A 25,054-nucleotide genomic window follows, 5' to 3' on the forward strand; every position below is an offset into this window, starting at 1 on the left:
TGTCCGCCGCGACGCGAATCACGACTTTGCCGAAGTTTTTGCCTTCAAGCAGCCCAATCAACGCCTCGGGTGCGTTTTCGAGTCCGTCAGTAACCTGTTCGCGATAATGGATTTTACCTTCCTGTACCCAACGCCCCATCTCGTCCTGGAACTCTTTAATACGATGTCCGTAGTCCTGGCCGATGATAAAGCCCTGCATGCGAATGCGTTTCTTCAGCAGGGTTGCCATCAACAGCGGCAAACGATCCGGGCCGTCCGGCAGACCGGTTGCGTTGTAGCCGCTGACCAGCCCACATACCGGCACGCGCGCGGCGGTATTCAGTAGCGGCAGTACGGCATCAAAGACTTTCCCGCCAACGTTTTCATAATAAACATCTATTCCCTGCGGGCAGGCTGCTGCCAGCTGCGCGTCAAAATCCGCAGCATGATGATCCAGGCACTGGTCGAATCCCAATACCTCGACAGCATGGCGGCATTTTTCAGCACCACCCGCGACACCGATAACCCGGCAGCCTTTAATCTTGCCAATTTGCCCGACCGTTGCCCCAACCGGCCCGGTCGCCGCAGCCACCACCAGCGTTTCACCGGCTTTTGGCTGACCGATATCCAGCAGGCCCATATAGGCGGTAAAGCCCGGCATCCCGAGCACGCCAAGCGCCCATGATGGGTGCGAAGGGTTTTCTCCCAGCTTGACCAGGCCGCTGCCGTCCGAGAGTTCATACTCCTGCCAGCCGCTATAGCCCAGCACCCATTCACCCGGTTTGAAATCCGGGTGGTTCGACTGCTCAACCCGGCTTACCGTACCGCCCACCATTACCGCGCCAATCTCAACGGGCGGCGAATAGGAAGGCGCATCGCTCATGCGGCCGCGCATATACGGGTCCAGCGAGAGCCACACCGTGCGTAATAGCACTTGTCCCTCTGTCAGAGCGGGCAGCGGCTGTTCTTCTAAACGGAAGTTCTTCGCCACTGGCGCGCCGTGTGGGCGCGAGGCCAAAAGCCAGCGACGGTTTCGCGTGGAAGATTGACTCATAAATCACTCCTTTCTCGTGCAAATGTCTCTTGAGACTAGTCCCTTATCTGGCATGATGCTTTGACATTACGAGCCAGACTGATTGAGGCGGACAACCAGATAAATGCAGGTTTCATCGGTCTCATTAATAAACCGACAGTCATTGGGCGGCCCCAGTTCGAGACAATCTCCGGCCTTCATTTCATGCCGGGTATCCCCTTCCTGAAACACCAGCTCGCCAGACTGCAGCCAGATCAGCTGACGTGCCAGCGCGTAAGACGATGCGGGCATCGGCACATCGCTGCCGGGGGGAAGTTCCACCTGCACGAGATCGATAGGCAAATCGGTGCGCGGCGACACATGACGCCGCACGTAATGCGTTTGCGGATCGCGCCAGACCGGTTGATTCGCCAGGCGCAGGAGTTTGCCCTCCTGCATTTCCGCCCGCGCGATTAACGTGGACATGCTGATGCCAAAGGCACCCGATAACCGGGCGAGCAGCGTCGCCGTAGGGCTACTGTCCCCACGCTCTATCTTATGGATCATCGCGCGCGATACGCCTGCCCGTTCGGCCAGCTCGCTCAGGGACCAGCCTCGCGACTCACGTTCGATACGAATACGCGCGCTAATCCGTTGATTCATATTGTCTGTCATAGTATTCATCACGTCATACTATAGTGTATGAACAGTATTTCAATGGCAGTTTTTATAACAAAAAAATAGGGTATATACCGTAGCCGTAAGACGGCACTTTTGTGTACTATAGTGACATAAGCGTACCACTATAGTGAACAGTTCAGCCTGAGGGTTAATCATGATCGTTCGTCATGCCAGTAAAGAAGATTGCGCCGCCATCGGTGAAATATACAACCACGCGGTCCTGCATACGGCCGCCATCTGGAACGATAAAACGGTGGATACCGATAACCGAATCGCGTGGTTTGAAGCGCGCACGCTGGTGGGTTATCCCGTGCTGGTCAGCGAAGACGATGGCGTAGTAACGGGATATGCCTCCTTCGGCGACTGGCGGGCGTTCGACGGTTTTCGCCACACCGTTGAGCACTCCGTCTACGTCCACCCGGACCACCAGGGTAAAGGCATCGGGCGGTTGTTGATGAAGGCGTTGATTATTGAAGCGCGAAAAATTGGCAAACACGTCATGGTGGCGGGGATCGAAGCGCAAAACCATACCTCCATTCATCTTCATGAGACGCTGGGGTTTGTCACCACGGGACAGATGCCGCAGGTGGGGACCAAGTTTGGTCGCTGGCTGGATTTAACCTTCATGCAGCTGCAGCTTGACGAGCGCAGCGAACCGGATGCACTCCCATGAATCAATCGCTCACGCTGGCGTTCCTGGTTGCCGCGGGTATTGGGCTGGTGGTGCAGAACACGTTGATGGTGCGCATCACTCAAAGCTCGTCCACCATTCTCATCGCCATGCTGTTGAACTCGCTGGTTGGCATTGTGCTGTTTGTCAGCATTTTGTTGATTAAGCAGGGGTTCACCGGCTTTCATGAACTGGCGTCAACGGTTCGCTGGTGGACGTTGATCCCGGGCCTGCTGGGCTCGTTTTTTGTTTTTGCCAGCATTAGCGGGTACCAGAATGTGGGGGCGGCAACCACCATTGCGGTGCTGGTGGCAAGCCAGCTGATTGGCGGGCTGGTGCTGGACGTGCTGAGAAGCCACGGCATTCCGCTGCGCGCGCTGATCGGCCCGGTGTGCGGCGCGGTGATGCTGGTGGTGGGGGCCTGGCTGGTGGCCCGCCGCCAGTTTTGATCGTTACAGTATGGTGCCGCCTTTAGTTAGCTGTTCCTCACGCGCATCCATCTCTTCTTTGTGCTGCTTACCGTGGTGTGAAATCGCGGTGCGCAGGCGCTGCTGCTGGGTATAGCGGTCTTCCCGGCTCAGCTCTGCATCATCGCTTAATTCAATCAGCAATTCGTTCATGTGGGTAATCACGCTCTCTTTGATGGCGGCATCCACACGGGCTGTTACGTCGTTTAAATGTGACATTGTCACTCCTTGTTATTGCCGGGTGGCGGCTACGCCTTACCCGGCCTGATTTAGATCTGTAGGCCCGGTAAGCGCAGCGCCACCGGGCAACATTGTCAATTCAGCTTCGCTTTGGAGAAATCGCTGCCCATCAGGCTCACGCTGTAACCCGTCACGTTGCTTCGGGTCGCGAAGAAGGTTTTGCCGTTCGCGAGGGCAATCCACGGCGCCTGCTGGTAGAAAATCTCCTGCGCCTGGCCGTAGAGTTTCGCACGTTCGGCCGGATTGCTGGTCAGCTTCGCTTTATTCACCAGAGCGTCATAACCCTTGTCGCACCAGCGTGCGGCGTTGGATCCGGTTTTGATGCTGTCACAGCCCAGCAGCACGTCGGCGAAGTTATCCGGGTCGCCGTTGTCGGACATCCAGCCAAACAGCGCGGAGTCGTGCTCGCCCTTACGCATGCCGGAGAGATACTCGCCCCACTCGTAAGAGACAATTTTCGCCTTCACGCCCACTTTCGCCCAGTCGGCCTGAATCATCTCAGCGATACGTCGCGAGTTCGGGTTATACGGACGCTGAACCGGCATTGACCACAGGGTCACTTCTGCGCCCTTCTCCAGTCCGGCCTGTTTCAGTAATGCTTTCGCTTTTTCTGGATCGTAGCTGTAATCCTTCAAATCTTTGTTGAAGCCCAGCATATTTGGCGGGATCGGCGATTTTGCCACCGTACCCGAACCCATAAACACCGCGTTCACGATCGCCTTTTTGTCGGTCGCATAGTTCAGCGCCTGACGCACCAGCACGTTATCGAACGGTTTTTTCTCGGTGTTGAACGCCAGATAGCCGACGTTAAGCGCGTCGATTGAATGCAGCGTCAGGTCTTTGTTTTTCTTAATGACGTCAAACTGAACAGGCGACGGAGCCGGGATAATCTGGCATTCGTTGGTCTGCAGTTTCGCCAGACGGGTTTCTACGTTTGGCGTGATAGAGAAAATCAGGTGCTTGGTCGGGACCGCGCCGTCCCAGTAGTTCGGGTTTGCGACGTAGCGGATAAGCGAGTCCACCTTATACTGCTGAAGTACGTAAGGCCCGGTGCCGATTGGCCACGTATCGACGTTCTCAGGCGTGCCCTTTTTCAGCATCGTATCGGCATATTCGGCGGACAGGATAGAGGCAAAATCCATCCCCCAGTCGGCCAGAAACGCGGCGTTCGGTTCGCTAAGCGTAAACTGGACGTGGTAATCATCGACCTTTTTCACGTCCTGAATCAGCTTATCCAGCCCCACGTCGTTAAAGTATTCGTAATTGCCCTGCGAGACGTTGTGATACGGATGCTTAGGGTCTTTCTGACGCAAGACCGAAAAAATTACGTCATCCGCGTTAAAGTCACGGGTCGGCTTGAAGAATTTATTACTGTTAAACTTCACCCCTTTGCGCAGGGTGAACGTATAGGTCTTGCCGTCCGGAGAAATGGTCCATGACTCCGCCAGCGACGGAACCGGGGTGTTTTTCACTGGGTCAAAATTGATCAGACGGTTATACAGTACCTGAGAACTGGCGACAAAAGACGGGCCCGAACTGGCGATTTGCGGGTTAAACGACTCGGGTGAAGCCTCGGAGCAGTAAATAATGGTATCGGTGTTTGCCGCCCATGCGGCCCCTGCCGGTAAAAGCGTGCTCAACGCGAGAGCAAGCAGTGTTTTCCCTGTAGACATGGTTATAACCCTTTCAGTTTTATTATTGTGAACAGTAATAACAGCACAGCTGTTTTGACCTGACAAATAACGAAACACTATCAGGTTATTCTAAAGCAGAGTTTATTGCTGCTTTTCCAGTCAAGAAAAAAGGCGATTTGCCTTAAGTGCCATTATTCGTCAAGCACAACCGTCGCGATCAATGCCGTAAGAAATCGGCCCTTTTGGCGTCTCCTCAGCCGTTTGTTTGCGTCCCGGTTTCGTTAAAGTAACGGTGTGAAGAAGTCTATGGGATCAAATCGTGGCAAAAACACTTTTACGCAGCGGTAATCTGGATGATTTTCAGGCCGTTGGCGGCGGCGGACAGGCCGTTTTTGAATCAGCGTTGCAAATCCGTGAAGCGCTTCGGCTGCGCAAACAGCAGGCTATTGTCGACTGCCTGGCCATTCCTCAGGTGAACGATGGCGGCGATCGCGTTGACTGGTACTCCCCCGTTGACGGAACGGTATCCAGCTGGAAAGCCGCAGAGGAAGATGAACGTTACCGCGCCCTGCGCTACCTGGAAAACACCCTGGCCAGCGTAGAATCGCTGAGTAAAAAGTGTCTGCAGTCACCGAAAACCGCGCAACAGCTGTTTGGTTCCCTGCTGTCAAAAACCTTCCAGTTCCCCGGCGAAAACTTCCTCTATCTGGTCGATGGCAAACCGGTGATCTGCTTCTGGGGCTTCGTGAACCTTAACGAAAACGCCCGTGACGACGTGCTTGATTGCCTGAGGGAATCGCTGATCCCGGAACCTGCGCCCGTTGTCATTGACGATCCCGAGCCAGAGCCCGAGCCCACGCCGGTGATTACCTTTGAACAAGCCGATGAGCCGCTCGTGACGCCCGCGACCAGCGTGCGCATCACCGAGGACGCGCTGTACGAACCAGAACCGCCTCGCGTGATTGTGCCGACTGTAGCAGAAGAACCGGTCCCCGAAATTGTGCCGAAAAAGCGCCGCATCCCCCTGTGGTCATTGCCCGTCGCAGCGGTGATTGTTGCGGCAATAGCGACCCCATTACTCTGGCCAAAACAGGCACCCTCTGCTGAACCTGTCGCCGTACCGGCAGCACCTGTTGCCATTGCGCCAAAACCCATTAAGCCGGTGGAACAGCTTGCCATGAACCTGCCTCTGCACCAGGCCGAAGTGCTGGAGCCGAAGGTACAAGCGCCCGTCGCAAAACCAGAGCCTGTCGTGATTGCCGCGATCCCGAAAGATGCCATGGTGATGGAGGCAAATCAGGTCAAAGCAGGCTCGACACGGTTCCTGAACGGAACCTGGCGCGCCCTTCTCGACGTGAAAGATCCGGTCACCGGCAAGCCGCCGTCACTGCGCTACCAAATACAGAATAATAAAGGCACCGCACGCGTGGTTCACGGCGACAACATCGTTTGCCGCGTCGAGGTGTTCTCCGGGCTGCACAGCAACGGTGAGTTACTGATTAAAACGCGCGGCAACGCCCGCTGCACGGACGGCTCACGCTATCCCATGCCTGAAGTCGCCTGCAAAGCAGGCACCAGCGATGTGGCGGAATGTAGCGCACGTTATGATGCCAACACCGTCGTTCCACTGACGTTCAAGAAAGCAGGTGCGTGATCCTATGCTGGTAACTCTTTGCGACTATAAACAGAGCGTCACGCTCATTGCTAACAGCGGCGTACAGTTCCTTGATTTTGGCCTGACCCCGCAGGACACCGCCAGCAATGGTCGTTTCGTGCGTAAAACGGCAAATGGCCCGCTGCTGCGCCTTGATTTCGACCTGGTGAACGGCCGTTACACGCTCCCGGCAAGCGGCGGCAGTCAGCCGGAGGTGGTGAAGCCGGAAAGCACCATTCCACTGCATCAGTCTCTGACGGTACTGGACGGTGTCTGGCTCCCGCTACCGTTCCTGCGCTTTAATCCTCCGCGCACCTTCGTTGATGGCCCGGACAACTGGGCTCGCGTGCAGGTGCGTAAACTGGATACCCCGGATGCGGCAGGCAATACGCATCGCGTGACCCTCGCGCTCGACAGCCAGATTGCAGAACACGCCACTTCCGCGCTGTCGCCTGTCGAAAACGACATTCTGAACGGCACCCGTTTCGCCCTCGCCTGGCGCGATGAGGAAGTGGAAAACTTCCTCGATCAGACCTGGATTGACGGCTGGCTGCGCGAAGCCTTTACCCAGTTTGCGGACGGCGTTGAAAAACGCTCTGAGCGCGAGTTGTACCAGGCAATGCGCAGCTTTGAATATCAGGCACACTGGCTCAATCTCCTGTCGATGCTCGGCGAGCAGTTGACCGTGCCTGAAGTGAAATTTGTCACCCACACGCTCAGCACCCCTGCCATTCCGGTCGACCTGATCCTCGACGTGGGCAACACCCACACCTGCGGCGTCATTATTGAAGATCATGGCGATGCGAACGATGGGCTACGCCAGACCGCCGAGCTGCAGGTCCGCTCGCTAAGCGAACCGCAGTTCCTGAATGAGCCGCTCTTCACCAGCCGCCTGGAGTTCTCCGAAGCGCGTTTCGGCAAGCAGCACTTCTCCGTGGAAAGCGGCCGTGAAGATGCCTTCGTCTGGCCGTCAATCGTGCGCGTGGGAGACGAAGCGCGCAAACTGGCGATGCAGCGCCTGGGTACCGAAGGTAACAGCGGTATCTCCAGCCCGCGTCGCTACCTGTGGGACGAAACCCCGGTGGTTCAGGACTGGCGCTTCAGCCAGATGAACAGCAAAACCCAGCGTGAACCGCTGGCGACCGCCTTCCCGCTGATGAACCTGATGAACGATGACGGTGAGCCGCTCTTCACCCTGCCTCAGGATGAACGTCTGCCGGTATTTTCCCCGCAGTACAGCCGCAGCACGTTAATGACCCATATGCTCTGTGAGCTGCTGGCACAGGCGCTGGGGCAGATCAACAGCGTCGCCACGCGCTTGCGCCTGGGCTTCCCGGCGTCTCCGCGTCAGCTGCGCACGCTCATTCTTACCCTGCCCTCGGCCATGCCGAAACAGGAGCGTGAGATTTTCCGTCGTCGCATGTTTGAAGCCATTGCTATCGTCTGGAAAGCGATGGGCTGGCACCCGCAGGATGAAGATTTTGCCAGCCGCAAACAGCAGGAAAAAAGCGTGGTGCCGGTACCTGAAATTCAGATGGAATGGGACGAAGCCAGCTGCGGCCAGCTGGTCTGGCTGTATAACGAAGCCATCTCCCATTTCGGCGGCCAGACAGAAGCGTTCTTCGCTTCCCTCGCCCGTCCGGATCGAGAGCCTGAACCGGGCATTCAACCCGGGCGTTCACTGCGCGTGGCCTCCATTGATATTGGCGGCGGTACGACGGATATGGCGATTACGCACTATCAGTTAGACGACGGTTCCGGTAACAACGTCAAAATTACCCCGCAGCTGCTGTTCCGCGAAGGGTTTAAGGTCGCCGGAGACGACACGCTGCTGGACGTGATCCAGCGCTATGTGCTGCCTGCGCTGCAAACCCAGCTGCAGAAGTCCGGGATTGCGGACGCTTCCCTGCTGATGGCGTCGCTGTTTGGCGATTCCGGACGCATTGACACGCAGGCCGTGCTGCGCCAGCAAACGGCGCTTCAGCTGTTTATGCCGATTGGACATGCGATCCTCGCCGCGTGGGAATCCAGCGACATTGACGATCCGCTGGCCGGACTGCATGCCACCTTCGGCGATCTCCTTGCGCAAAAACCGACGCGCAACGTCCTGAACTATCTGCAGCAGGCGATCGACCATGCGCTGCCCGCGGGGTCAGAAGCGTTCGATCTCTTTGCCGTTCCGCTGCACGTTAATTTCCGCGAGATGCAGGATGCCATGCTGGCCGGACAGTTCACGCTGGCGTCTCCCCTTCATGCGGTGTGCGAGGCCATTTCCCATTACAGCTGCGATATTTTGCTGATCACGGGCCGCCCGGGCTGCCTGCCGGGTGTCCAGGCGCTCATCCGCCACCTGCAGCCGGTGCCGGTCAACCGCATCGTCTGGCTGGATAAGTATCAGGTGCATGAATGGTATCCATTCAGCCAGCAGGGGCGTATCGGCAATCCTAAATCTACTGCCGCCGTCGGTGCGATGCTGTGCAGCCTGGCGCTGGATCTTCGCCTGCCGCGTTTCAACTTTAAGGCAGCCGACATTGGCGCATACTCGACGGTTCGTTATCTGGGCGTGCTGGATAACACCATAAATACCCTGCGCGAAGAGAACGTCTGGTACCAGGATATCGATCTCGATAAGCCGGGCGCGAAGCTGGATGCCCGTCTCCATTTCCCGCTACGCGGGAACGTCACGCTCGGCTTCCGTCAGCTTGCAAACGCCCGCTGGCCAGCGACGCCGCTGTATACCCTGAGCATTAACTCTGCTGAACTGGCAAAAGCCATTGCAGGCGACGGCGTGCTTAACGTTCGCCTGAAGCTGCGCGGCGGCAGCAAGCACGAAGGGCCGGAGTCCTTCGAGCTCAGCGACGCCTGGCTACAGGACGGCACGCCGGTTCCCCCGGACGCACTGACCTTTAAACTGAATACCCTGGCCGATCGCCGACACAGCGGCAGCCACTACTGGATTGACAGCGGGAGCGTATACCTGAAATGACTGTGACGACTGCCACCACTCAGGCCTTAATCGGGTGGATTAACGACACGCGCCTGCACGCTCCCATGCTGGATAACGATGCTGATGCCCTGCTGTCACGGGTCACGTCCGCCCAGGCGCGTGAGCAGGCCATTGACCGTGCCCTCCTGAGCCAGAGCAGCATCGGGCTGTACGGCCATTCCCAGGCGGCGAAATCGCATTTACTCACGTCATTGTGCGGCAGCGGTAATGGTCGTCTGAACGTGTCACCCGGCCAGCGCACGTTCGACTATTTTTCGCATATCAATCCCGGCCATGCGGCAACGAATATGGCCATTCGCTTCACCCGCGAACAGCGGGATATTGCCGATGAGGCGTTTCCGCTGCGTCTGCGACTGGTGACCGAAGCCGAACTGGCCCAGCTGTTTATTGCGCGCATCACCCTGCACCCGCAGATCCGCCCGGTGGATAAATCCGTGATTGAAACGCGGCTGGAGAAGTGGCGCGCCTTGCGTCAACCGCAGGGCGTTCCGGGGATCACCGCACAGGAAGTGGGTGCAATCGCCCGTTTCTGGCAGAGCACCGTTCCCGGCGGGAAACAGCATATGGACGATGCCCTGTGGCACCAGTTCGCACTGCTGATCCCTTCGCTCGATCTCAGCACGCGCGCCAGCGTCTGGTCACTGCTGTGGGGAGAACAACAGGAGTTAACCCAACAGTGGCTTAAGCTCGCCCACGTTCTGCATCAAACCAGCCATGCCACGCTGCTTGCGGCCCCCCTTAGCCTGCTGGTGGATAATTTTGGTCTGCCGAGTGAAGGTTTCCTGACTCACGGGGCGTTAACCGCGCCGGAGGCGCAGGAAGCGCTGCTGCACCCGATCAGCGACGGTGACGTGCTAAATGCCATCAGCATTCCAGTTGATATCCTCGCCTTCCTTACCCGTGAGCTGGTGCTGCCGGTAGAGGGATGCGTCATTGATAATGTAGATATTATTGATATTCCTGCGCTGTCTGACGACGGAGCATCGTTGATGACGCAGGCCAAATGCCTGTGGCTGCTGGAACATTATCGTCAGCAGCTACAGCCCGATGTACTGGTCATCTGTAACGCCACCGCACATCATCAGCAGACGGCTAAAGCTGCGCGAACCCTTCAGAACTGGGTCAAAGAGACGCAGCCTGCGGAAGAATCCGCTCTCCCGGGTCTCGTGTGGGCAATTACGCCGCACGACGCGCGTTTTACGACGAAACAGAATCTGGATGAAGCCGTCCAGCACCTGCTGGGCCAGCCGGGTCTGCGCTGGGGTACGCTGCAGGCGCTGGACAGCCACAGCATGCAGCGCATGATTGAGTGGCTTTCTCAGGCCACGCTGCCGTCTCAGCGTCACAAGCGGCTCCATAAGCTAAAAACGCTTTTACAGCAGGATCAGGCGGCACTCATGCAACCTTATCTTGCCCCGGTCACTCAGGATGCAGGGGAAAGACGTTCTCAGGCCGAAAATATGGTGAGAATGCTGCCAAGCAGCGCCGCACGACACGGTGAACTGCTTGAAGGGCTTTTACCGCCGCTCAAAGCCTTTGAAACGCTGCTGGCAGTACAGCAGCCGCGCGAGGAGCAGGTCAACGGGTTGTTCACCGACGTTATTGACCTGTTCGCGGAAAATACGCAGGAAAGCACCGGTACCGTTCAGACCAAAGATAAAGCACGCCTCGCGCACAAGGTGTGGATTAACCATCTGCGTCAATGGAGTCGCAACGATGCCGCCGCCGCCCGGTTAGGCCTTGAACCGGCGGTTTTACAGCAGGTTGCCGATGTACTCATCGTCGCCAGTTATCGTCTGGATTTACCTCAGCAACTGCAGCGGATCGTTGAGACGGATAAAAGTAGCGCCGCGCAACTGCATGCGGTGATGGGCAATTTCATTGGCTGGCTGGGTTACGACAAAATGCCGGTTACTGGGCGTCCTGCAAGCCGCATCCGTAAAGGCAAGGCAATCTTTGTTACACCCATCGTGAGCAGTGCCACCCCGCGTCTCGCGCGTCTGGGCGAGCAACCCATACATGCCGCAACAGCATATGTGTACGACTGGCTGGTTGCGCTTTATAGCCGCGCGATAGAGAACATTGATTACCAGCATCCGCATGATGTCCAGCCTGGCGCGCGTCAGGCCTTACAGGCATTATTGCGCTGAACGCTGATTAACAATGTAGCCGCCTTTCTTGCCGGGTGGCGTGGCGCTGCGCTTACCTGGCCTACATTCTTCACCGTAGTAGGCCCGCGCAAGCGTCGCGCCGCGCTCATCACTCCGTCATACAACCGGCTCGCGTCTGCGCCAGCGCAGATGGATTTTCCCACGACATTGAGTGCCCCGCCGCAGGGATGATTTTCACCTCAACGCCCTTCTGCTTCAGATTCTCCACGTCGCCATCAGGCAGCGACTGCTCGCCGAAAATCAACGTAACCGGACAGGCAAGCGACAGGAATTGTGTTGCCCAGTCAGGTTCAACACCGTGCACGAGACTCGACGCGCCTCGCCAGACGGCATAAGGCGCATTGCTTTTCAGGCAACCCGCCCACGCCGTCGTTTCCGCGCTCAGCATCACGTCATAACCCTGCGTCAGAAACTGTTGCTCGGTTTGTGCGGCAATTGACCGGCTGCACATTCCCCCACCCGCATGAAAATTGGGTTCTGAGACCATCAGTCCCTTCACGCGCGTTGCCAGCAGCCCCGCCGTTTCGATAGCAATGCTGCCGCCCATGCTGTGGCCGTATAACCAGAAGGCATCCAGTTTAAGGTGATCAATCAATTCCGCCACAACGTACGCCTGCTCGGTAGTTTTATAGCTGTAGTGCTCAGGCTTATCGCTGTAGCCGCTGCCGGGCAAATCGATGAGAATCGCTCTGCGCGCGCCAAAAAGCGGGTCATGAACGACACGGGGATATTCATAGGAAGAGGCGCAGCCCAGCCCGTGAATGAACACCACGGGATCGTCGGTGCCGGGCAAGTCATGCCAGCGCACGGTGCAACCGGCCTGCTGCGAGTAAAAACTGTTCATAAGCACTCCTTTCACGATGCACTGTGTATTTATACAGTTATCGCATCTGGAATGCCATATTCATCTTTTAAAAATGGAAGCGTGCTTCAGAAAAGCGAGATCAACAGCGCAACGGGAAAGCTCATTGGCCACGTCGAGCCCACCAGAAAAGCGCTGAGCAGGCGGATACGTTTGCGGTCTTTGGAGAGGAACCAAGTAATTAATGCGCAGATAGAAGCCATGATTGCGTAAAAAACCAACATCTTTTGATACAACGTCATTCTGTATACCAGAGCCGAAAAAATAACCGCACGCAATATGCGTCATATGTTGATACAGATCAAGTTTTTTCGTTACAGAATAACCACTTAAAATTTATGGATAATAACAATTGAGTATCTTGCGTAACAAACAGGGAGAGCAGGCAATACTCCTTACCTATAACACGCATATTAAATGCACTTTTTGACAAATCCTCTGTTTTTGAAAGGCGTCTAATAAAGGCAGACATTCATGGGAGGCCAAATGCTACGCATTCCGCAGAGTTGTATTCATACCCGTTCCACCCCTTTCTGGAATCGAGACACCGCCCCTGCCGGGATCTTTCAGCGTCATCTCGACACGGGTACCCGTCCGGGCGTTTATCCGCGCCTTTCCGTTATGCAAGGCGCCGTACGCTACTTAGGCTACGCCGATGAACTGACGCCCGAGCCTGACAGCACATTGATTATCAAGGCCGGGCACTTCGGTGTTTTTCCGCCGGAGAAATGGCATCACATCGAAGTTATGTCCGATGACACGCTGTTCAACATCGACTTTTTCGTCGAACCCGAGGCACTGAGGTCGCTTTAAGTGGCTTTCACTTAAGAGGAAATCATTATGCTACGTATTCCTGAGAATTTTGTTCATACCCGCTCCACGCCATTCTGGGATAAAGACTCAGCACCAAAAGCCCTTTTCACTCATCATAATACTAAAGCCAGCGTCTACGGCCGTTTGTCCGTGATGCAGGGCGCGGTGCGCTATTTTGGCTTCCCGGATGCAGATGCAACAGAACCGGATTTGGAACAGGTGATCGAGGCGGGATCGTTTGGCATCTCACCGCCGGAAAAATGGCATCGCATTGAGTTATTGACCGACGATACCTATTTCAATATCGACTTTTTTGCCGATCCTGACGTTACGCTTCAGGGCGCAGGTATCGGGAAAGTTGTTAATACAAATAAGGAGTAATGTCGTGAGTAAAGCAACGTACACCGTGACCGTGACCAACAACAGCAACGGCGTCTCGGTGGATTATGAAACTGACGCACCAATGGAGTTGCTCATCCCCGACGTCGCCGCAGACGTGGTGAAAGATTTGGTGAATACCGTCCGCGCTTACGATACGGAAAACGAGCACGAGGTATGTGGCTGGTAAATAAAATGCCCGGCGATACTGGCCGCCGGGCAGGGTTTTTAGTGTTTTATCATCACATGCCGGACAACCGTATAATCCTCAAGCCCGTAGACCGACATATCTTTGCCGTAGCCGGATAATTTCATCCCCCCGTGCGGCATTTCGCTCACCAGCATAAAATGGGTATTCACCCAGGTGCAGCCGTACTGCAGGCGCGCACTCAGGCGATGGGCGCGGCCCACGTCTTTGGTCCAGACTGATGATGCCAGACCATATTGCGAATCGTTGGCCCAGGCAAGTACCTGCGCTTCGTCGTCGAATTCCGTCACGCTGACGACCGGACCAAACACCTCGCGTTGAACAATTGCATCTTCTTGTTTCGCCCCAGCCAACAGGGTTGGCTGGAAGTAGTAGCCCGCCCCCTCGTGTTTACTCCCGCCGGTCACCACACGGATATGGCTCAGCGCTTTTGCCTCGTCAACCGCGTTGCACACGCGTGACAGGTGTGCGGCAGAACTGAGTGGGCCAAGTTCTGTCGACTCGTCCTCCGGCGCCCCCATTTTCAGGCTGGCGACGGCGGCCCCCAACTTCTCAACCAGCGCGGCGTAAATGCCCTTCTGGGCATAGATACGGCAGGCAGCGGTGCAGTCTTGTCCGGCGTTGTAGAAACCGAACGTGCGCACGCCTTCCACCACGGCGTCCAGATCGGCATCGTCAAAAACAATCACCGGTGCTTTGCCGCCCAGCTCCATATGGGTGCGCTTAATTGAGGAAGCCGTGTGGCTGATAATATGCTCGCCCGTGGCAATCGACCCGGTGAGTGAGACCATGCGGACTTTTTCATGCCCGGTGAGCGGGTCGCCGACGGTTTTACCGCGACCAAAGAGAACGTTAAGTACGCCTGCCGGGAAGATGTCTCTGGCCAGCTCGGCCAACTTTAAGGCCGTCAACGGGGTAATTTCAGAAGGTTTGATCACCACGCAGTTGCCTGCCGCCAGCGCGGGGGCCAGCTTCCAGGCAGCCATCATCAGCGGGTAGTTCCACGGCGCAATGGACGCGACGACGCCGATCGGGTCGCGGCGGATCATTGACGTATGCCCTTCAAGATACTCGCCGGCGGCCAGTCCATTCAGGCAGCGAGCCGCGCCCGCAAAGAAGCGAAACACGTCGACCACCGCCGGGATTTCGTCCCCCAGAGCGCAGTACAGAGGCTTTCCACAATTAAGGGATTCGAGCCGGGCGAACGCTTCAGCATGCGCTTCAATGGCATCAGCCAGCTTCAACAAACACTCGGCGCGGGTTTTAGGCGTCGTTTGCCCCCATTCCCCGAACGCGCGATCCGCAGCCTGAACGGCCGCATCGACCTGCGCCGCTGACGCTTCAGCAATATCCAGCAGTACGTCGCCGGTGGCAGGGTTATAGACCGGCTGCGTTTCCCCTTCACCGGCCACCAGTTCACCATTAATCAGCAGTAGTTTTTGCATAGCATTGTCCTGTTGAAATCAATGTTATTTCCCGCTTTCGGCACCGTTTTCGCCGTCGCGGGTTAGCCACCAGGCTCCCAGAATGGGGATGGTTGTGACCAGCATCACCAGCAGTGCAACAACGTTGGTGACCGGTACGTCACGCGGACGACCGAGCTGGTTGAGCAACCACAGCGGTAACGTGCGCTCGTGTCCCGCCGTAAATGTCGTCACGATAATTTCGTCAAACGACAGCGCAAACGCCAGCATCCCTCCGGCCAGCAGCGCCGAGCCAAGGTTAGGCAGCACCACATAGCGAAAGGTTTGCCAGCCGTCTGCACCCAAATCCATCGACGCTTCCACCAGACTCCAGGACGTGCGCCGGAACCGGGCAATCACGTTGTTGAAAACCACCACCACGCAGAAAGTGGCGTGTCCTACAACGATGGTGAAAAATCCCGGCTCAAGGTTGATGGTTTTGAATGCCGTCAGCAGCGCCAGGCCGGTGATAATCCCCGGCAGGGCAATCGGCAACAGCAGCAGCAGAGAGATCGCGTTTTTACCAAAGAACTCGCTGCGCCACAGTGCCGCTGCAGCAAGCGTGCCAAGCACGAGTGAAATACCGGTTGATAAGCTGGCGATTTTAAGTGACAACGTCACTGATTCAAGAATATCCCCACGCCCTGCCGCCACGCTGAACCACTTGAGCGTTAGCCCCTGCGGCGGGAAGCTGAAAGCCGCGTCCTCGGTATTGAACGCATAGATCGCGATAATCAGCAGCGGGAAGTGGAGGAAGATAACCCCGCCCCACGCGGCCACTTTCAGGAACAACGGTGCGCGATCAGAGTGCATCGAATGCTCCCAGGCGTTTCACGAACGCCAGATAAAGCGAGATCAGCACAATCGGAACCAGCGTGAATGCGGCAGCCATGGGCATATTCCCAATGGCCCCCTGCTGGGCGTAGACCATGTTTCCGATGAAATATCCCGGCGGCCCCACCAACTGCGGCACGATAAAATCCCCGAGCGTCAGCGAGAAGGTAAATATTGATCCTGCCGCAATCCCCGGAATAGCCAGCGGCAGAACCACGTAGCGGAAGGTTTGGCGCGGCCGCGCGCCCAGATCGGCAGACGCCTGTAGCAGAGAAGCGGGCAACCTCTCCAGCGCCGCCTGCACGGGTAGGATCATAAACGGCAGCCAGATATAGACGAAGACCAGAAAGCGGCCCAGCCCTGATGTCGACAATGTGTTACCGCCAATCGCCGGTAGCGTAAGCAGAGAAATCAGGAGCGGCTCAAGCCCCAAATGGCTGAGAAACCACTGTGCCACCCCATCTTTCGCCAGCAGCAGCGTCCAGGCGTAAGCCTTAACGATATAACTCGCCCACATGGGTAGCATCACCGCGATGTAGAAAAAGGCTTTCCACTTACCGCGGGTATAACGCGCCATATACCACGCCATCGGAAACGCGAGGATCGCGCTGGCGACAGTGACCGCAAGAGCCATCACCAGCGTGCGCAAGATGATGTCGTAGTTCGCCGGGTTGAAAAGTGCCTGAATGTTCGCAAAGGTGAGATCGGGCGTCACCGACATGGTGAAGTCGTCGAACGTATAGAAACCCTGCCACAGCAGCGTCAGAAGCGAACCCAAATAGACGATGCCAAACCACATCAGCGGCGCGAGAAGGAGCAGGAACAGGCCAAGCGACGGTTTGCGCCAGAACAAGGCGGTAATACGGCCTAACCTACCGTGCGGCGCGGGCGTGGGTGAAACGCTCATGTCCATTTCACCTCTCCTCATGAAGCAACACCATGGCCTCGCGTGACCACGAGGCCAGCACCTGCTGTCCGGGCGCAATCCCTGCCGGGAGCGCGCCTCCGGTAAGGTTTGCCTGGCTGACGAGCAGTTTCGCACCGTCAGCCAGACGCAGCTCGAAGCGCGTGGCCGCGCCCTGATACTGTACCGCCTGTACCACGCCCTGCACCTGAACGTCACCGCCCTCATTGAGACGAATATGTTCCGGGCGCAGCGAATACATCCCCTCCATCCCACAGACCTGACGGGCCAATGCGGTATCAAAAACGTTAGAGGTGCCAACAAAACTGGCGACAAACGGCGTGCGAGGACGCATGTAAAGTTCGCGCGGGGTCTCAACCTGCTCGATACGCCCGTTGTTGAAGACGGCCACCCGATCCGACATGGACAGGGCTTCTCCCTGATCGTGGGTGACGAAAATAAAGGTAATGCCCAGCTCCTGCTGAAGCTTTTTCAGCTCGAACTGCATTTGTTCGCGCAGTTTAAGGTCGAGCGCGCCTAGCGGTTCGTCCAGCAGCAGCACGCGGGGTTCGTTCACCAGCGCGCGGGCAATCGCCACGCGCTGACGCTGGCCGCCGGAGAGCTGTGAAGGCTTACGCGCGACGGCAAAACTCAGGCCGACCTTCTCCAGCGCCTGACCGGCCAGCGCGTAGCGTTTTTTCTTGTCGATACCTTTAACCATCAGCCCGTACGCTACGTTGTCGAGGATCGACATGTGCGGAAACAGCGCGCAATCCTGAAATACGGTGTTGACGTCGCGCTCCCAGGGAGGCAATTCGCTGGCTTCTTTACCGAAGATTTTTATCGCGCCGCCGCTCAGCTGTTCAAAACCGGCAATCAGGCGCAGGCAGGTCGTTTTGCCGGAGCCCGAAGGCCCCAGCATGGAGAAAAACTCCCCGTCACGAATGCCAATAGTCACCCCATCCACCGCTCGTACGTCGCCGTACAGACGGGAAACGTCATTAAACTCTACTGCGTACGTCATGTTCTGCTCCCGGACGTTCAACGACCGCCCATGATGGCAATGTAATCCTGCGTCCAGCGGCTGTAAGGGACAAATTTCCCCCCTTCCGCAATCGGCGTTTTCCAGAACATGATTTTTTCGAACTCGTTATAACCGTTTGTTTCGCAGCCTTTATCACCGAGCAGCGTGCTGGCTTTACAGCCTTCCGCGACCACCGGCAGCGAGCCAAACCAGGCCGCCAGATCGCCCTGCACTTTTGGCGTCAGCGACCAGTTCATCCATTTGTAGGCGCACATTGGGTGTTTTGCCTGCGCGTGCAGCATGGTGGTGTCCGCCCAGCCGGTCACCCCTTCTTTCGGGAAGACGGTGGCAACGGGCTGGTTCTCTGCCTTGAGGGCATTCGCCTGATATGGCCAGGCGCTGGAGGCCACCACGCCTTCATTTTTAAAGTCGCTCATCTGAACGGTGGTGTCATGCCAGTAGCGGTGGATAAGCGCGTGCTGATCGCGCAGCACCTTGAGCACAGCGGCGTACTGCTCTTCGGTGAGCTGGTACGGGTCTTTAATACCTAACTGCGGCTGAGTGGCTTTGACGAACAGCGCGGCATCGGCGATATAAATCGGGCCGTCGTACGCCTGCACGCGTCCCTGGTTGGTTTTACCGTCAGGCAAATTCTGTTTGGTGAATACCACGCTCCAGCTGTCCGGCGGCGTCGGGAAAGTTTTGGTGTTGTACATCAGCAGGTTTGGCCCCCACTGATACGGCGTGCCGTAGACTTTGCCGTCAACGTTAAACCATTCCCCTTTCACAATCCGTGCGTCGAGGGTTTTCCAGTTGGGGATCAGATCGGGGTTAATCGGCTGAACGCGTTTCCCCATGATCAGGCGCAGCGAGGCGTCACCGGAGGCCGTGACCAGGTCATATCCCCCTTTCGCCATCAGGCTGACCATCTCATCGGATGTGGCCGCCGTTTTGACGTTGACGGCACACCCGGTCTCTTTTTCAAACTGGGTCACCCAGTCATAATTTTTATCCGTCTGACCGCGTTCGATGTACCCCGGCCAGGCAATAATATCCAGTCGTCCTTCCCCGTTACCGATGGCCTTCGGCGGTTCGGCGGCTTGCGCGGTCATGATTGTCATGCCAAGCGCATACAGGCTGCTGCGGGCAAAATTTTTGCTCATTAGATATACTCCAGTCGCAATGAAATTTAGCGGCAGCCTTGCCGTAAAAATATCTCCTTAATTAAACGTAGACCGCGCAAATGCGCCGCACCTTTCGGCTAAAGGAAATTTCATCAAGGTGTGACCGAGGGCGCATTCCCCGTTAACTGGATTATAGACAAGGAGTTAGCAGAGGAAGGGAGTATGCAGATTTCCTATGATGCGGCGCTGAGAGATATTCGCAGCGCCGTCATAAAGATAAGGAAGGATTATTTAAAAGCCGACTACGCGATTTATTCCAGCATCTCGCTAATTAATTTTCCCAACTGAATAACAGCCTGTTCTTCCCGTTCTCCCCACGCCCAGGAGGTATTAAACCGGAAAAACGGCGTCCAGCTGTCTGAGGTTGAAAACATCTTACCTGGCGCAATGCTGATGTGGTGGACTAACGCTTTCTCGCTCAGCAGCCCGGCATCCAGCTGTGCCGGAAGCTCCAGCCATAAAAAATAGCCGCTGTCGTTGTGATGGATTTTGACGCCAGCAGGCATATGGCGCAAAAGCGACTGCCACCCCTGCTGTTTGCGCTCGGCCAGCGTGCGTCGCAGGCGGCGAAGATGGGCGTCATATCGTTTGGTCGCCAGATAATCCACCAGCGCCAGCTGCATGGGTGAGCTGGTTGATAAGGTGCTCATGAGCTGCAGCTGCTGAATGCGGCGCGCATGCTTTCCCGCCGCTACCCATCCGATGCGAAAACCGGCCACCAGACATTTTGAAAATGAGGAGCAGTGCAGCGTCATGTCCTGCCTGTCCCAGGCCTTGGCCGGAAGCGGTTTTTCACGGCCAAAATAGAGCTCGCTGTAGACGTCGTCCTCAATCAGGGTGACGTTATGCTTCGTTAGCAGCGCCACCAGCAGCGCCTTTTTCTCCGCACTCAGCGTGAAGCCAAGCGGGTTTTGACTGTTGGTCATTAGCCAGCAGGCTTTTACCGGATAATCATTCAGGGCCTGTTCAAGGGCATTCAGGTCGATCCCCTCGCGCACGTCGGTCGCTATCGACAGGGCCTTCAGCTTCAGACGTTCAAGCGCCTGGAGAGCACCATAAAAACAGGGATTTTCAACGATTACCCAGTCACCGGGTTCGGTGACTGCCTGAAGGCTTAGATTCAGCGCCTCAAGCGCGCCTGCGGTAATGACAATCTCTTCAGGAGAGATGTTCATCCCCTGCTGCGCGTAGCGGCGGGCAATGGCGTGGCGTAGATCGACGTTACCCGGCGGCAGGTTTTCAATCACGCTCATCGCGGTGGCGGTTTTACTGACGTTCGCCAGCGAGCGGTTAAGCTGCTGAAGCGGAAAGAGGCGCGGATCGGGAAATGCGGAAGCAAACGGCACGACGGAGGGATCGCGGCTGGCCTGCAGTACATCGAAGATATAGGTGTTGATGTCGACCACTTCATCGCGCATCACCTGAGCCGGAGGAGCAGGCTGTTGCGCAGTCGGGCGCGAGGCAACATAATAGCCCGATTGCGGTCTGGCGACAATGCGCCCCTGGCTTTCCAGCATCTGATACGCGTGGCCCACGGTCATGAAACTCATGCCACTGCTCGCCACCTGCTCTCGCAGTGAAGGCAGCTTATCGCCCGGCAGCCATACGCCAAGCTCAATCTGCGAGATAATTTGTTGCGCCAGACGCTGGTATTTTTTCATCAGATTCTCCTTATTGCCGACAGTGTATATCAGCAGGAGAAAAAGAGAAGATTTTGCTAACTGTTATGGAAAGCGTTGTTAATTACTTGCGGTACTCAGTGATATGGCTCTGGGCAGAACGTGCTGCGGCCAGGTGATCGAGCGTAACCATCGACGATTTGCAAAAAATGCATTTCGCGCCGTGAGGATTTTTCTCAGACACATCAAAAACTGAAGTACGGTACTGCGAGCCATGACAGCATGGGCAGCGAAAATGGATATAAGAAGTCATAGGATTCTCCTGTAAACGTAAAAACGTAAATTACTCATGAGCCGATCAGGCAATAATGGTTTTAAACAAAACTAATCGGAAAGTAGATAAAGACCCAAGAGAGGCTGCGGAGAGGCACAACGTGATGAGAACTGCTTTATAAAACTACGTCAGATATTTATTTGGACTCAAAACCAGAAGACCATTAACGCACGACGCAGACGACAACGCAAGCGGTTTAATGCGTAAAATTCATAAAAAGAATTTTCTTATTCTTAATTACCAACCTATATCAGATGAGTTAAATGACGACAGTTTTCGAACTGTTATGAATAAATTTTACTTTTCTGCCTCTGATAGTCGACTTTGCCCCCCTATACCATAACAGCACACCGTTTGACATTGAGGCTGTGCATGTTTAGTTTAGATGCTTTTCACCTTGCGCGGATACAGTTTGCCTTTACCGTATCCTTTCACATTATTTTCCCGGCAATCACCATCGGCCTGGCAAGCTATCTTGCTGTACTCGAAGGGCTGTGGCTCAAAACAAAAAATCCCGTCTGGCGCTCGCTGTACCATTTCTGGTCGAAGATCTTCGCCGTTAACTTTGGTATGGGTGTGGTCTCCGGGCTGGTCATGGCCTACCAGTTTGGCACTAACTGGAGTGGATTTTCACAGTTTGCGGGCAGTATTACCGGCCCACTGCTGACCTATGAAGTGCTCACCGCTTTCTTCCTTGAGGCCGGTTTCCTTGGCGTGATGCTGTTTGGCTGGAACAAAGTCGGTCCGGGTCTGCACTTCTTTGCAACCTGTATGGTGGCGCTGGGGACGATTATATCGACCTTCTGGATCCTCTCCTCCAACAGCTGGATGCAGACCCCGCAAGGCTATGAGATCGTCAACGGTCAGGTCGTACCGGTAGACTGGTTTGCCGTGGTATTTAACCCCTCTTTCCCGTACCGCCTGCTGCATATGTCGATAGCCGCCTTCCTCAGTAGCGCGCTGTTTGTTGGTGCTTCTGCCGCCTGGCACCTGCTGCGCGGTAACAGGACGCCTGCCATTCGCGCCATGTTCTCTATGGCACTCTGGATGACCCTGATTGTGGCCCCCATACAGGCGATGGTGGGTGATATGCACGGGCTGAACACCTTAAAGTACCAGCCCGCCAAAATTGCCGCCATTGAAGGCCACTGGGAAAACCCGCCGGGTGAACCGACGCCGCTGCTGCTGTTCGGCTGGCCGGACATGGAGCAGGAGCGCACCCGCTTTGGGCTGGAGATCCCGGCGCTGGGCAGCCTGATCCTGACCCACAGTCTGGAAAAACAGGTTCCTGCGCTCAAGGAGTTTCCGAAAGAAGACCGGCCTAACGCCACCATCGTCTTCTGGTCGTTCCGCATTATGGCAGGCCTGGGCATGTTGATGCTGCTGCTGGGAGTGGCTGCGGTCTGGCTGCGCTACAAAAAACGGCTGTATACCTCTCGTCCCTTCCTGTGGTTTGCCCTGCTTATGGGGCCATCCGGATTGATTGCCATCCTTGCCGGATGGGTTACCACGGAAGTGGGCCGCCAGCCGTGGGTGGTCTATGGACTGCAGCGCACGAAAGATGCGGTTTCCGCGCACGGCGATCTGCATATGAGCGTCAGCCTGCTGGCCTTCTTCGTGGTTTATACCTCGGTGTTTGGCGTGGGTTATAGCTATATGGTACGCCTGATCAAAAAAGGTCCTCAGCCTCATGAGTCATTTGCCACTGAAGCTGATGGTCGACCCGCTCGTCCCCTTTCCGCCGTTATCACTGAACGTAAGGAGAAGCCATAATGGGAATCGATCTCTCCCTTATCTGGTTTGTGATCATCGTATTCGCCACGTTAATGTACATCGTGATGGATGGATTTGATCTGGGAATTGGCATCCTGTTCCCCGCGACGCAGAACGGCGACGATCGCGATGTGATGGTCAACAGTGTTGCGCCGGTGTGGGACGGGAACGAAACCTGGCTGGTGCTTGGCGGCGCGGCCTTGTTTGGTGCCTTCCCGTTGGCTTACGCGGTCATCATCGACGCGCTGACCATTCCGCTGACATTAATGCTGATCGGACTTATTTTTCGGGGCGTGGCGTTTGAGTTTCGCTTCAAAGCCACACCGGCACACCGTCCGTTCTGGGATAAAGCCTTTATTGGTGGCTCGATTCTGGCAACGTTCACCCAGGGCGTGACGGTCGGCGCTGTGATTAACGGTTTCTCCGTTACCGGACGCACGTACAGCGGGGGACCCTTTGACTGGTTCACTGCCTTTAACCTGTTCTGTGGCGCAGGTCTGGTCATAGCCTATGCCCTGTTAGGCTCCACATGGCTGGTGATGAAAAGCGAAAATGCCCTGCAACAGCGGATGCGTGAGGTTTCAAAAACGCTGTTAATCGTCCTTCTGGTATTCATTGCGGCAATCAGTATCTGGACGCCTTTGGCGCAACCGGCTATCGCCGCGCGCTGGTTTACGCTGCCGAATCTGTTTTATCTGCTGCCCGTCCCGGTGCTGGTGGCGATCCTGAGCCTTTGGCAGTGGCGAAGCCTGAAGGATCCTGATAGCCATAATCTGCCGTTTGTGCTGACGCTGGGGTTGATTTTCCTCGGATTCAGCGGTCTTGGGATCAGCATCTGGCCCCACATCATCCCGCCGTCTATTACCATATGGCAGGCCGCTGCACCCCCGCAGAGTCAGGGCTTTATGTTAGTGGGCGCACTGTTGATCATTCCCATCATTCTGGTCTACACCTTCTGGAGTTATTACGTATTTCGCGGAAAAGTACAGCATGGGGAGGGTTATCATTGATGCAACAACCTGTCTGGAAACGTCTGATGTGGCTGGTCATCATCTGGGGCGGTAGCGTCCTGGCGCTGGCCGCCGTAAGTATGTTCTTCCGCATGCTGATGGCGGCGGCGGGATTTAAATCTCACTAACACCCTGTGCCGGGCACCGCGCTGTTGCCCGGCCTCTTCTCGCACTTTCAGATAAACCCCATTAACTCGCGCGGGCGTATGGTTACACTTGGAATAGATTCACAGCATTGATATTTAGAGAAGAAAAATGAAAAAGCTCGTTGCAGTAACTTTTCTGAGCCTGGCCCTGGCGGGCTGCGTTAACCCGGGTAAAGCGTCCGTTCAGCCGGAGCAGCTTCAAAACCACCGTTTTGTGCTGGAAAACGTCGATGGTAAAGCCATCACCAAAACGGCAACGCAGCCTGAAATAAGCTTTAGCGCACTGTCAGATATCAGCCTGATTAAAAACATCACTGTCTCAGGCGTGATGTGTAACAGCTATAACGGACAGGGGAAATTGTCCGAAGGCGCGCTCACCGTCAAAACGCTGGCGATGACCCGGAAACTGTGCACTGACCCACAGCTTAACGAACTGGATCAGGCCATCGGCGACATGCTGCGCAAGGGCGCACAGGTCGACCTGACTGAAGACCAGTTAACGCTGGCGACAGCCGAAAAAACGCTGATGTTTAAACGCGTTGAGTAATCAGTAGTTACCGCAAGATCCCACGGCAAGCGACTGTTCACTGCAGCGCTTGCCATTTGGCAACGCGCACATACCAATCGCAGACCCATCGAGCTGGCGAGCAACCGATAACGAACCCCCAATCATCGCGCAGTTGGCCTGGCCGGAGCTTGACATCGCGGCTCTCATACCTGGCGTAACGTGCGCCGCCGTTGCCTGCTGAACAGGTTCACTACTACATGCCGACAACAATAATGCGGCACACCCTACCCAAAACGCTGAACGCATGTTCTCTCCCCCATGAATAATGACAAACCTATGCATAATAGGCACCCGGCGCCGCATCGTCGAGAGTGGATGTGCGTATTTATGCGCTCCGGAAACAATTTCTCGCAATTTTTTCGGCAAAAGTTTGATCTACTCATTGATGCCGGGAATATCGAGGACACAAAAGCGAAAAT

At 56.0% G+C, this 25,054-nt stretch carries 26 protein-coding genes; 12 read left to right on the forward strand and 14 right to left on the reverse strand.

Annotated features, from left to right (window positions below; genetic code table 11):
- Positions 1-1,033, reverse strand: a 1,033-nt coding sequence (locus ENTMO_RS24135; RefSeq protein ID WP_010431499.1) for an NADP-dependent oxidoreductase, incomplete at its 3' end; no start/stop codon positions are given.
- Between the two features lie 66 nt (positions 1,034-1,099).
- Positions 1,100-1,675 (reverse strand): helix-turn-helix domain-containing protein, encoded by a 576-nt coding sequence (locus ENTMO_RS0112990; RefSeq protein WP_010431501.1) that lies wholly within the window; start codon positions 1,673-1,675, stop codon positions 1,100-1,102.
- A gap of 151 nt (positions 1,676-1,826) precedes the next feature.
- On the opposite strand from ENTMO_RS0112990, the gene ENTMO_RS0112995 reads away from it, so the two are divergent.
- The gene (locus ENTMO_RS0112995) at positions 1,827-2,345 is read left to right on the forward strand and encodes a GNAT family N-acetyltransferase (protein WP_010431503.1); all 519 of its coding nucleotides are present in this window, start codon (positions 1,827-1,829) and stop codon (positions 2,343-2,345) included.
- Positions 2,342-2,791 carry a DMT family transporter gene (locus ENTMO_RS0113000; protein ID WP_010431505.1) on the forward strand — a complete coding sequence of 150 codons (450 nt, stop codon included), beginning with the start codon at positions 2,342-2,344 and terminating at the stop codon, positions 2,789-2,791. Before ENTMO_RS0112995 ends, ENTMO_RS0113000 begins: the two co-directional genes overlap by 4 nt.
- 3 nt (positions 2,792-2,794) lie before the next feature.
- Here ENTMO_RS0113000 and ENTMO_RS0113005 read toward each other — a convergent pair whose 3' ends face one another.
- Complete coding sequence (locus ENTMO_RS0113005) at positions 2,795-3,028, reverse strand: YdcY family protein (RefSeq protein WP_010431507.1); 234 nt, start codon at positions 3,026-3,028, stop codon at positions 2,795-2,797.
- 95 nt (positions 3,029-3,123) lie between these two features.
- Positions 3,124-4,722: an ABC transporter substrate-binding protein gene (locus ENTMO_RS0113010; protein WP_010431508.1), complete on the reverse strand. Its 1,599-nt coding sequence runs from the start codon at positions 4,720-4,722 to the stop codon at positions 3,124-3,126.
- Between the two features lie 280 nt (positions 4,723-5,002).
- Between ENTMO_RS0113010 and ENTMO_RS0113015 the strand changes: the two genes are divergently transcribed.
- The 3 genes from ENTMO_RS0113015 to ENTMO_RS0113025 are packed head-to-tail and all read left to right on the forward strand — an operon-like array spanning position 5,003 to position 11,494.
- Entirely contained in the window at positions 5,003-6,337 is a 1,335-nt protein-coding gene (locus ENTMO_RS0113015; protein ID WP_010431511.1) for an SrfA family protein, read from the forward strand.
- A gap of 4 nt (positions 6,338-6,341) precedes the next feature.
- The gene (locus tag ENTMO_RS0113020) at positions 6,342-9,323 is read left to right on the forward strand and encodes a virulence factor SrfB (RefSeq protein ID WP_010431513.1); all 2,982 of its coding nucleotides are present in this window, start codon (positions 6,342-6,344) and stop codon (positions 9,321-9,323) included.
- Positions 9,320-11,494 (forward strand): virulence factor SrfC family protein, encoded by a 2,175-nt coding sequence (locus ENTMO_RS0113025; protein WP_010431516.1) that lies wholly within the window; start codon positions 9,320-9,322, stop codon positions 11,492-11,494. The genes ENTMO_RS0113020 and ENTMO_RS0113025 overlap by 4 nt, the downstream gene beginning before the upstream one ends.
- A gap of 109 nt (positions 11,495-11,603) precedes the next feature.
- Here ENTMO_RS0113025 and ENTMO_RS0113030 read toward each other — a convergent pair whose 3' ends face one another.
- Together ENTMO_RS0113030 and ENTMO_RS24645 are read right to left on the reverse strand one after the other, a co-directional pair.
- Positions 11,604-12,359 carry an alpha/beta fold hydrolase gene (locus ENTMO_RS0113030; protein WP_010431519.1) on the reverse strand — a complete coding sequence of 252 codons (756 nt, stop codon included), beginning with the start codon at positions 12,357-12,359 and terminating at the stop codon, positions 11,604-11,606.
- A gap of 86 nt (positions 12,360-12,445) precedes the next feature.
- A complete protein-coding gene (locus ENTMO_RS24645) occupies positions 12,446-12,619 on the reverse strand; it encodes a GhoT/OrtT family toxin (RefSeq protein WP_003856960.1) in 174 nt (57 codons plus the stop codon).
- Positions 12,620-12,863: 244 nt separating this feature from the next.
- On the opposite strand from ENTMO_RS24645, the gene ENTMO_RS0113040 reads away from it, so the two are divergent.
- The 3 genes from ENTMO_RS0113040 to ENTMO_RS0113050 are packed head-to-tail and all read left to right on the forward strand — an operon-like array spanning position 12,864 to position 13,758.
- Positions 12,864-13,190 (forward strand): DUF1971 domain-containing protein, encoded by a 327-nt coding sequence (locus ENTMO_RS0113040; RefSeq protein ID WP_029485087.1) that lies wholly within the window; start codon positions 12,864-12,866, stop codon positions 13,188-13,190.
- A gap of 27 nt (positions 13,191-13,217) precedes the next feature.
- Positions 13,218-13,571, forward strand: coding sequence for a DUF1971 domain-containing protein (locus ENTMO_RS0113045; protein ID WP_010431527.1), 354 nt, complete (start codon positions 13,218-13,220; stop codon positions 13,569-13,571).
- Positions 13,572-13,575: 4 nt separating this feature from the next.
- Entirely contained in the window at positions 13,576-13,758 is a 183-nt protein-coding gene (locus ENTMO_RS0113050; protein WP_010431529.1) for a DUF1869 domain-containing protein, read from the forward strand.
- Positions 13,759-13,796: 38 nt separating this feature from the next.
- Here the strand turns inward: ENTMO_RS0113050 and patD are convergent, their stop codons facing one another.
- From patD to ymcF, 7 genes are all read right to left on the reverse strand, one after another.
- A complete protein-coding gene (gene patD, locus ENTMO_RS0113055) occupies positions 13,797-15,221 on the reverse strand; it encodes an aminobutyraldehyde dehydrogenase (RefSeq protein ID WP_010431530.1) in 1,425 nt (474 codons plus the stop codon).
- Positions 15,222-15,245: 24 nt separating this feature from the next.
- Positions 15,246-16,052, reverse strand: coding sequence for an ABC transporter permease (locus ENTMO_RS0113060; protein ID WP_010431531.1), 807 nt, complete (start codon positions 16,050-16,052; stop codon positions 15,246-15,248).
- Positions 16,042-16,980, reverse strand: coding sequence for an ABC transporter permease (locus ENTMO_RS0113065; protein ID WP_411326758.1), 939 nt, complete (start codon positions 16,978-16,980; stop codon positions 16,042-16,044). Before ENTMO_RS0113065 ends, ENTMO_RS0113060 begins: the two co-directional genes overlap by 11 nt.
- A 7-nt stretch (positions 16,981-16,987) precedes the next feature.
- Positions 16,988-18,001, reverse strand: coding sequence for an ABC transporter ATP-binding protein (locus ENTMO_RS0113070; protein ID WP_010431536.1), 1,014 nt, complete (start codon positions 17,999-18,001; stop codon positions 16,988-16,990).
- A 17-nt stretch (positions 18,002-18,018) separates the two neighbouring features.
- Positions 18,019-19,164: a putative ABC transporter substrate-binding protein YdcS gene (gene ydcS / locus ENTMO_RS0113075; RefSeq protein WP_010431537.1), complete on the reverse strand. Its 1,146-nt coding sequence runs from the start codon at positions 19,162-19,164 to the stop codon at positions 18,019-18,021.
- Positions 19,165-19,436: 272 nt separating this feature from the next.
- Positions 19,437-20,846, reverse strand: coding sequence for an aminotransferase-like domain-containing protein (locus ENTMO_RS0113080; protein ID WP_010431538.1), 1,410 nt, complete (start codon positions 20,844-20,846; stop codon positions 19,437-19,439).
- Positions 20,847-20,928: 82 nt separating this feature from the next.
- Positions 20,929-21,117, reverse strand: a complete 189-nt coding sequence (gene ymcF / locus ENTMO_RS24650; RefSeq protein WP_052302284.1) for a cold shock small protein YmcF — start codon at positions 21,115-21,117, stop codon at positions 20,929-20,931.
- Positions 21,118-21,510: 393 nt separating this feature from the next.
- On the opposite strand from ymcF, the gene ENTMO_RS0113085 reads away from it, so the two are divergent.
- The 4 genes from ENTMO_RS0113085 to hslJ all read left to right on the forward strand — a co-directional run bounded on the left by ENTMO_RS0113085 (position 21,511) and on the right by hslJ (position 24,614).
- The gene (locus tag ENTMO_RS0113085; protein ID WP_010431540.1) at positions 21,511-22,911 is read left to right on the forward strand and encodes a cytochrome ubiquinol oxidase subunit I; all 1,401 of its coding nucleotides are present in this window, start codon (positions 21,511-21,513) and stop codon (positions 22,909-22,911) included.
- Positions 22,911-23,921: a cytochrome d ubiquinol oxidase subunit II gene (cydB, locus tag ENTMO_RS0113090; RefSeq protein ID WP_010431543.1), complete on the forward strand. Its 1,011-nt coding sequence runs from the start codon at positions 22,911-22,913 to the stop codon at positions 23,919-23,921. The genes ENTMO_RS0113085 and cydB overlap by 1 nt, the downstream gene beginning before the upstream one ends.
- Entirely contained in the window at positions 23,921-24,049 is a 129-nt protein-coding gene (locus tag ENTMO_RS24655; protein WP_010431546.1) for a DUF2474 domain-containing protein, read from the forward strand. The genes cydB and ENTMO_RS24655 overlap by 1 nt, the downstream gene beginning before the upstream one ends.
- A 127-nt stretch (positions 24,050-24,176) precedes the next feature.
- On the forward strand, positions 24,177-24,614 hold the full coding sequence (gene hslJ, locus ENTMO_RS0113100) for a heat shock protein HslJ (RefSeq protein ID WP_010431549.1): 438 nt from the start codon (positions 24,177-24,179) through the stop codon (positions 24,612-24,614).
- Here hslJ and ENTMO_RS24660 read toward each other — a convergent pair whose 3' ends face one another.
- Complete coding sequence (locus ENTMO_RS24660) at positions 24,615-24,881, reverse strand: putative hemolysin (RefSeq protein WP_010431552.1); 267 nt, start codon at positions 24,879-24,881, stop codon at positions 24,615-24,617. It abuts the gene before it with no gap.
- Positions 24,882-25,054 lie beyond the last annotated feature (173 nt).

The organism is Enterobacter mori LMG 25706 (genome assembly GCF_000211415.1).
In the GTDB taxonomy this organism is placed as follows: domain Bacteria; phylum Pseudomonadota; class Gammaproteobacteria; order Enterobacterales; family Enterobacteriaceae; genus Enterobacter; species Enterobacter mori.